The organism is Brachybacterium sp. p3-SID957, assembly GCF_025144775.1.
GTDB classification, from domain to species: domain Bacteria; phylum Actinomycetota; class Actinomycetes; order Actinomycetales; family Dermabacteraceae; genus Brachybacterium; species Brachybacterium epidermidis.
The window spans coordinates 22,939-30,244 of sequence record NZ_JALXKT010000040.1 but is presented as its reverse complement, the minus strand read 5'-3'; the positions used below and the strand labels follow the sequence as shown (position 1 = coordinate 30,244).

Annotated in this window: 7 protein-coding genes; 2 read left to right on the top strand and 5 right to left on the bottom strand. The window is 71.4% G+C overall.

Going from position 1 to position 7,306, the window contains the following annotated elements; all coding sequences use genetic code 11:
* Positions 1–39: 39 nt before the first annotated feature.
* Positions 40–1,584: a sodium:solute symporter family protein gene (locus M3B01_RS09740; protein ID WP_259791684.1), complete on the bottom strand. Its 1,545-nt coding sequence runs from the start codon at positions 1,582–1,584 to the stop codon at positions 40–42.
* Positions 1,585–1,660: 76 nt separating this feature from the next.
* Between M3B01_RS09740 and M3B01_RS09735 the strand changes: the two genes are divergently transcribed.
* The gene (locus tag M3B01_RS09735; RefSeq protein ID WP_259791682.1) at positions 1,661–2,677 is read left to right on the top strand and encodes a LacI family DNA-binding transcriptional regulator; all 1,017 of its coding nucleotides are present in this window, start codon (positions 1,661–1,663) and stop codon (positions 2,675–2,677) included.
* Between the two features lie 42 nt (positions 2,678–2,719).
* Here the strand turns inward: M3B01_RS09735 and M3B01_RS09730 are convergent, their stop codons facing one another.
* Positions 2,720–2,980 carry a hypothetical protein gene (locus tag M3B01_RS09730; RefSeq protein WP_259791680.1) on the bottom strand — a complete coding sequence of 87 codons (261 nt, stop codon included), beginning with the start codon at positions 2,978–2,980 and terminating at the stop codon, positions 2,720–2,722.
* Positions 2,981–3,269: 289 nt separating this feature from the next.
* Here M3B01_RS09730 and M3B01_RS09725 point away from each other — a divergent pair, with 289 nt between their 5' ends.
* Complete coding sequence (locus tag M3B01_RS09725) at positions 3,270–4,052, top strand: GTP pyrophosphokinase family protein (protein WP_259791678.1); 783 nt, start codon at positions 3,270–3,272, stop codon at positions 4,050–4,052.
* On the opposite strand, the gene M3B01_RS09720 is transcribed toward M3B01_RS09725, so the two are convergent.
* Genes M3B01_RS09720 through M3B01_RS09710 form a run of 3 tightly spaced genes read right to left on the bottom strand, consistent with a single transcriptional unit; the run spans position 4,034 to position 7,190 of the window.
* Positions 4,034–4,921: a hypothetical protein gene (locus M3B01_RS09720; RefSeq protein ID WP_259791676.1), complete on the bottom strand. Its 888-nt coding sequence runs from the start codon at positions 4,919–4,921 to the stop codon at positions 4,034–4,036. The genes M3B01_RS09725 and M3B01_RS09720 overlap by 19 nt on opposite strands.
* A 47-nt stretch (positions 4,922–4,968) precedes the next feature.
* The gene (locus M3B01_RS09715) at positions 4,969–6,330 is read right to left on the bottom strand and encodes a galactokinase family protein (protein ID WP_259791674.1); all 1,362 of its coding nucleotides are present in this window, start codon (positions 6,328–6,330) and stop codon (positions 4,969–4,971) included.
* On the bottom strand, positions 6,327–7,190 hold the full coding sequence (locus tag M3B01_RS09710; protein ID WP_259791671.1) for a nucleotidyltransferase family protein: 864 nt from the start codon (positions 7,188–7,190) through the stop codon (positions 6,327–6,329). Before M3B01_RS09710 ends, M3B01_RS09715 begins: the two co-directional genes overlap by 4 nt.
* Positions 7,191–7,306: the final 116 nt, after the last annotated feature.

The window sequence follows — 7,306 nt, the reverse complement described above, 5'->3', positions numbered from 1 at the left end:
GGGGTGGGGGGGGCGGCCACGGCGTGAGCCGGGCGCGAGTCAGACACGGCCCGCACGCCGCTCCTGCTCGAGCCGCGCGATGCTCGCCTCGTCGAGGTCCCCGTCGAGGGAGTCGACGAGCGCGTACGCGGCGTCGTTGCGCCAGGGCTTGACCAGGCCGACGACGAGGAAGGTGATGAGCGCGCAGACCACCGGCCCACCGACGCTCACGGCGGTGACCTGGTCGGGGGACAGCTCCTGGAGGGAGGACTTGAACACGAAGTTGGTCAGCACGAACACCGCCAGGCCCACGGCCCAGGAGCTGATCGCGGCGCCCGGCCCGCAGCGCTTGAAGGCGGGGAGCATGCCGAGCAGCATCGGGATCGCGATCGGGCCGACGAGCCCGCCGAACCAGGTGATGATCAGCCCGAGCACGCCGCCGAAGTTGTCCGCCGTCAGCGCGATGACCATGGACAGCGCGATGAAGGTGAACACCGCGATCCGCCCCACGGTGAGCTCGGTCCGCTCGCTCAGCGCGGTGGCGCCGCGGCGCAGCGCCGGGATGATGTCGCGGGTGACGACGGCGGAGATCGCGTTCGCGTCCGAGCCGGTCATCGCCATCGTGTGGGAGAACAGACCGGCGAGAACCAGCCCGACGAGGCCGGCGGGCAGCAGCTCCAGGGTGAGCAGCGCGTAGGACTGGCTGGTGTCCTCCAGGTTGGGCAGCAGGATCGGGGCGGCCCACATCGGGAAGAACAGGACGAGCGGCCAGAACAGGTAGAGCCCGGCGGAGAGGAACGCGGCCTTGCGCGCCGTGCTCCCCGAGGGGGAGGAGATGTACCGCTGGGCCAGGTTCCACGTGCCGCCGTTGTAGCTCAGGGTGTTGATGAGCAGGTAGACGGCGACGAACAGGGCGGTGTACTGGCCGTTGAAGAACCCGGCGTTGCCCTCGGGCAGGTCGTCCCACATCGTCCAGATGGAGGAGACCCCGCCCAGCGCGGAGACCGCGACGAAGAACATGACGACGCCGGCGACGAGCTGGATGACGAACTGCCCGAAGTCGGTGAGCGCGTCGGCCCAGATCCCACCGATCGTGGAGTAGAAGAGCGTGACGCTGCCGGTGAGCAGGATGCCCCAGACCAGCGGGACGCCGGCGAAGACGTTGAGCAGGATGCCCATGGCGGTCCACTTGGCGCCGACGTCGAAGACCTTCAGCGCCGTGCCGCTCCACGCCAGCAGCTGCTGGGTGGGCAGGTTGTAGCGGATCTTGAGGTACTCCAGCGGGGAGATGATGCCCAGGCGCTGCCGCAGGCGGGGCCAGCGGGGGGCGAAGAGGAAGGCGCCGAGCGTGACGGCGAAGGTGATGCCCAGCGCCCACCAGACGTACAGCACGAAGCCCTCGTCGTAGGCGATCGCGGCGTAGCCGACGAAGACGGCGGCCGAGTAGCCGGACATGTGGTGGGAGATGCCGGAGAGCCACCACGGCATCCGCCCGCCGGCGGTGAAGAAGTCCCTGGAGTCGGAGATGCGGGACTTGGCCCACAGCCCGATCCAGACCATGACGAAGAAGTAGGCCACGATCACGGCCCAGTCCAGAACACCCATGCTGACCTCCTTGTCCGAGTGATGCCGCTGACATTGCCATGCAAACGTTTGCATGTCAAGGACTACAGTGCGGCCTGTGAGCGTTCGACGACGACCGACCCTGCGCCTCGTCGCGGACCGTGCCGGCGTCTCGCCGTCGACGGTCTCGCGGGCCTTCACCCGTCCGGAGCTGCTCGCCCCGGAGACCGTGGAGCGCGTGCGCGCGGCGGCCAGTGAGCTGGGGTACGTCGCCGACGTCTACGCCCGGGGTCTGCGCTCGGGCCGGCGCGGCGCGATCGGGCTGGTCGTGCCGGACATCGCCAACGCCTTCTTCCCGCCGCTGATCAGAGCAGCGCAGGCCGCGGCCGCCGCGCACGGGCTGACCACGGTCATCGCCGACAGCGATGAGGACCCGGCGAACGAGCCGGGGCTGGTCGAGCAGCTGGGCGCCCAGACCGACGGCGTCATCCTCGTCTCGTCCCGGATGAGCGCCGACCAGATCGTGGAGGTGGGCCGCCGGCGCCCCCTCGTGCTCGTCAACCGGGACATCTCCGAGCTGCCGCACGTGCTCATCGACTCGGCGCCCGGCATGCGCCAGGCGCTGGAGCACCTCGCGGGCCTGGGGCACCGCAGCGTCGCCTATGCCTCCGGACCGGCGACGTCGTGGTCCAACGGTCAGCGGGAGCGTGCCCTGCGCGCCGGCGCGGCGGAGCTGGGCCTGCGGCTCACCGTGCTGCCGCACCGGCGACCGAGCCAGGAGGCGGGGCACGCCGCCGCCGCCGAGGTGCTCGCCGCCGGCGCGACGGCGGTCGTTGCCTTCGACGACGCACTCGCCCAGGGCCTGCTCGTCGGGTTCGCGGACGCGGGCGTCGCGGTCCCCGAGACGGTGTCCGTCATCGGATGCGACGACACGATCGCCGATGTCACGGCGCCGGCGCTCACCACCGTCCACGGCCCGACCCGGCGGGCGGGGGAGCTGGCCGTGCAACTGCTCATGGACGTCGTCGGGGCGCCGGCCGCTGGCGATGGCCATCGACCCGCGGTCGCCGTCGTCCCCGCGCACCTCGTGGTTCGCCGGTCCACCGCAGAGCTGGCTGCGGGACCGGGCGCCTGAGACGGAAGCGGTCGGCGAGCCCGGTTTCGCGTCCTTCGTATGTCAGGACGTCCGCACGCCCAGCACCACCTGCGCGATCCTCCGCACCGCCTCCGTCAGCTGAGCGAACGACTCCTCGTACACCTCGTCCGGCCGCCGGTACGGGTCGACGATGTCGTCCAGCTTGGCCGGCACCTGCGCCCGCTCGCGCGAGGCAAGCGGCACCAGTGCAGCGAGCCGTTCCGCAGGTCGCGCGTCCGGGCCCGCCGCAGCGTCCAGCTCAGCAGGGTCGACAGCTGCGGAAAGCCGGGCGAACTCGCGCACGGTGAACGTCCGCGGCTCTTCGCAGTTGAGGGTGTAGAGGTCGTGGGCGCGTCGCTCGTGGGATAGGGGTCGAGGTCCTCCGATGATGGGAGTTCTGACGCAACCCACCGGGAAGACCTCGACCCCTATCCGCTCACCGACGCGCCGACTCCTCAGCGACGTCCGCTACACCCTCAACTGCGAAGAGCCTGAAAAGCCCTGCTCACACACGGTCGGGGCTGGGAGACTGAGGTATTCCCTGAGCATCGTCAGCGAAGTCTTGCCCTCGCCGTCACCAGGAGTTCGCCCCGTGTCCACCCCGCAGCAGTCGCCATCTCTCGCCCAGCGCCGCGGCATGCCGGATCCCGAGACGCTGGCGCGCTTGCAGCGCCTGCGCGAGCAGTTCGTTCGGATGCAGATGGAGTACGGGTTCGCTGTGGACGAGGTGCTCACCAAGATCGAGATCCTCCGGCAGGAGTTCCTGCACCTGCACCGCTACAACCCGATCGAGCACGTGACCTCACGGGTGAAGTCCCCGGCCAGCATTCTGGACAAGGCGATGCGCCGCGGAATCGACCTCACCCCCGAGGCGATCCGGCAGGGGATCACCGACATCGGCGGGGTGCGGATCACCTGCAGCTTCATCGCCGACACCTTTACGGTGCTGGAGCATCTGGTCTCACAGACGGACATCGAGCTGGTCACGGTGAAGGACTACATCGCCCAGCCCAAGCCCAACGGGTACAAGTCGCTGCACGCGATCATCCGGATCCCGGTGTTTTTGAGCACCGGGCCGGTGCCCACCACGGTGGAGGTGCAGATCCGCACCATCGCGATGGACTTCTGGGCCAGCCTCGAGCACAAGATCTACTACAAGTACGACGGGCAGGTGCCGGACCATCTGGCCCAGAGCCTGGCCGATGCGGCCACCGTGGCCGATCAGCTGGACCGCCGCATGGAGCAGCTGCACCGCGAGGTACACGGCCCTCACCCGGAGCGCGAGGAGCGCTCACGGCTGGACGACCTGGACGAGAGGCTGCTGCGCGCCCTGTGGGAGCGCACGGGCGACGGTGGCTACTCGGCGACGACGTAGACCAACAGGCCGCCGTCGCGCCACTCCACCTGCTGCCCCAACGGGTCTCCGGGCAGATCGGCGTCCATCACGTCCACCATGGCGCCGGGGGCCGCGCCGCGCAGATCGACGACAGCGACGGCACCAGCGGGGGCGTTCTCGGAGGCTGAGCCAGGATGGCCATCGGCCGCCCCCGAGCCGTCGGCCGCGGGGCCGCCGGCTGGCAGCGGATCGGCCACCGCATCGCCTCCGAGGGGCCGCAGCGGCACCGCAGCCGCATCGTCCTGCTCGCCCATGCCGAGGATCGCGGCGTACAGCTGCGCATCCAGCAGCTGCTCGCCCACATCGGCCCGCAGCTCCTCATCCTCCAGGGCGTCCTCGTCGTACAGCTCCCGCAGCCGCGCGTCGATCCCCGAGACCGCTGCCTCCAGGGCGTCGGCGTAGCGCTGCAGGTAGGAGGGGAGGTCCAGCGCGGCCAGGCGCAGGGCGAGGTCCTCGCCGATGCCGTACACGGCACCGGGGGTGCCATCCTCATCGAGGGTCAGTACGACCGCCACGTCCGATCCCTCGTACAGGGGGTAGTAGCTGGTCGCCTCACCCAGCATCGTGTACGGGCCGATGTCGCCACGCTCGTCGATCAGCAGGTCCAGGTCTCGCCGGCCGTGCACCGCGATCCCGCCGAACTCATCAACGATCTGCTCGAGGGCGGGGGGCGGATCGGCGGAGATCTCGCCGTCCTCCTGCGCCAGGCCCGGGATCCAGGTGAGGTCGCGCGGATTGGTGCGGGCCAGGGACTCCAGGCGTTCCAGCACGGGGCGCACCTGTGAGACGGGGAGCACGGCGGCGCCGGTGGGCCAGGACAGGGACGAGGGCGGCACAGGAGAGGTCATGCCGTCATGCTGACACACCCGCGCTCGATTCTGATCCCGGCGCGGGCTCAGCCGGCCTGCACGTCGACCTGGTGCGCGCAGGAGCCGGGGCGGGTGACCAGCACGGAGGCGCGGCCGGCGGCATGCGGGTGGCGGGTGCGGTACAGGTCCAGCCACTGCTGGGCGAACTGCTCGGCCGTCTCGGTGGGCACCAGGGCCCACACGCTGCCGCCGAACCCGGCACCGAAGGCGCTGGCGGCGTGGGCGCCCAGCTCTCGGGCGGTGCGCTGGAGGTCGACCGTCTCGGGGACCTGGTTGCCCAGTCCGTCCTCGGCGCCGCGCTGGGACTCGTCCACCAGGCGGCCCAGCTCTTCCAGGTCGCCCTCCTCCAGGGCGATCGCGGCGGCAGGCACCAGGCGCTCGGACTCGGCGATGAACTGCTCGAGGCGACCGCGCAGGTACGCGTCATCTCCCGCGTACTCGACCAGTCGCCTACGGGCGGCCGGGCCGGAGGCGAGGGCATCGGCCAGCACCCGGTCGTCGCGGCGACCGGTGTCCACACGCCAGCGGTCGATCAGCTCCCAGGCGGCCAGGGACACCCGGTTGTAGGCGTCGCGCGCGGCGCCGGTCTTCGCGGCGTCGATACCGGAGACCGCCACGACCAGGGCGAGGTCCTGCGGGAACGTGACGGTGCGCTCGTGGCGCACGGGGCAGAAGGAGTACTGCACCAGCGCGTCGGCGCGGCCGCACAGCATCGAGGTGTGGTCCTCACTGCCACCGAAGGTGCCCACGCCGCGATGCCCGCCCAGGCTGCCGTAGGTCTGTCCGTTCTCCACGGTGCCCAGGTACTCGCCGAGCTGCTCGGGGGTGGTGATCGCGGCGCGGAACGCGGGTTCGGCGGCGATGCCGGTGAGGTCGATCAGGGCCAGGGCCAGCCCCACCACCAGGGCCGAGGAGCTGGACATGCCGGCCGCCAGCGGCAGGGTGGAGGTGATGGAGATGTCCGCCCCCACCAGTCGCCCGGGGAAGTTGGCATCCAGTCGCTCCACCACGGTGCGCACGTACCCGCCCCAGTGCCCGGAGCCGTCGTCCTCGCGTCGCGATCCGGGATCGTCGAGGTCCAGCACGACCTCGTCCTCGGCGGCGCCGGAGGTCACTACGATCAGGCGGTCCTCGCGGCGGCGGGTGGTGACGGTGTGGCCACGGTCCACGGCGGCCAGCAGGGAGCGGCCGCCTGCGTAGTCGGTATGCTTGCCCAGCACCTCGATGCGACCGGGCACGAACCAGGCCGTCTGCTGGCGGGGCTCAGCCCGGGAGGACAGCAGGCCGTGCACGCCCCTCTCCTCCCCAGCAGGTTCGATACGGGCGGGCTGCGGGTCGCCGACGGGGCCGTGGTGGCTGAGCGCGGCAGTTCCGGGCGCTGCGCTCACAGCACGACCTCGACGCCGGCCAGGGCCTGCTGCACGGCGGCCACGTCCCCGCGGGAGGACATGTCCAGCACGCCCACGGCAGCGGGCACCACGGTGACGGGGTGGCCCTCGGAGGCCAGCGTGCGCACCGCGTCGATGATCTCCAGCTCGCCGCGGGAGGAGGGCTCCACCCGGTCGCAGGCGTCGAAGACGGCGGGAGTGAACAGCCAGGCGTTCATGGACACCGGGGCGTCCTGCCCGTAGGCGGTGAGGGTGGCCGCGTCGGGCTTCTCCACGATGTCGGTGAGGTGGCCGGCCTCGTCGGTGGCCACCAGCGCGAAGGCGGCGATGCGGTCGGCGGGGATGTTGGAGCGCTCCACCAGGGCGGCTCGGTCGAAGCCGACCAGGGCGTTGCCGGGGGCTGCGACCAGAGCGCGCAGCGACTCCAGCGGGTAGTAGTTGTCGGAGTTCAGCACCACCACGCGGTCGGCGCCGGCGAACTCGCGGGCGGCGGCCACGGCGTCGGCGGTGCCGCGCGGCTCAGCCTGCACGGCAGTGGTGACCTGAACGCGCCCTCCGCTGATGGCGCCCGCGTACTCCCGCAGGGCATCGTGCTCGGGGCCGATCACCAGGCACACCTCGGTGATGCCGGCATCGGCCAGCACGGAGATCACGTAGTCCAGGAAGGGACGCCCCACGTCGATGAGCGCCTTGACCCCGCTGGCAGCCCTCTGCGCCTGCTTCTCATCGAGGTGGGCGCTGTCGTCGGCCCGGCGCATCCTTGTCCCGAGCCCACGCGCGAGGATAACCGCCTTGGTGGGCGGGGTGCTCGCTGAGGGGTCCGTGGAGGCGGGGTCGGCGTTCAGGGTCGTCGTGTCCACGCCGGAAGCATAGTTCGGCGGACCGCGACGGGCGGGAAGCCCCAGGCTGCAGGGCCCCGCCCCGGCGGCCCGCACCGCTGTCCGATCGGTCGCCTCGGCCCTCCGCCCCTGCCTGG

Excerpts from the sequence above, each read along its gene's own strand:
- M3B01_RS09740 (WP_259791684.1), bottom strand. The coding sequence starts at position 1,584 with ATGGGTGTTCTGGACTGGGCCGTGATCGTGGCCTACTTCTTCGTCATG.
- M3B01_RS09720 (WP_259791676.1), bottom strand. The coding sequence starts at position 4,921 with ATGACCTCTCCTGTGCCGCCCTCGTCCCTGTCCTGGCCCACCGGCGCC.